Annotated in this window: 1 pseudogene; it reads left to right on the top strand. The window is 63.7% G+C overall.

The annotated features are described in order from the left end of the window. Positions 1–295, top strand: a pseudogene (locus tag B3797_RS13895) (DNA-binding transcriptional repressor DeoR); the annotation flags it as partial.

Genomic DNA, 295 nt, shown 5'->3' with positions numbered 1-295 from the left:
CAACGTTATTCTGAGCGGCGGCGAGTTTCACGTCGATAACGCCCTGTTCACGCCGATCGGGGCGCACACGATTCTTGACACCCTCTGCCCGTCGCTGGCGTTTATCTCGGCGGCGGGCATCGACAAAGATCAGGGCGCGACCTGTTACAACCTCAACGAGCTGGCGATGAAGCACCACGCGATGCTGCGCGCGCGCCAGCGAGTGCTGGTGGCGGACAGCAGCAAATTCGGCAAGGTGCTGCCCGCTCGCATCGGCGAACTGCACCGCTTCGACCTGCTGGTGAGCGACAGCGCG

The organism is Pantoea sp. UBA5923 (assembly GCF_002431095.1).
Taxonomy (GTDB): domain Bacteria; phylum Pseudomonadota; class Gammaproteobacteria; order Enterobacterales; family Enterobacteriaceae; genus Pantoea; species Pantoea piersonii.
Note: the sequence above shows the minus strand (reverse complement) of the source record. Positions and strands in the feature narration are given on the sequence as shown.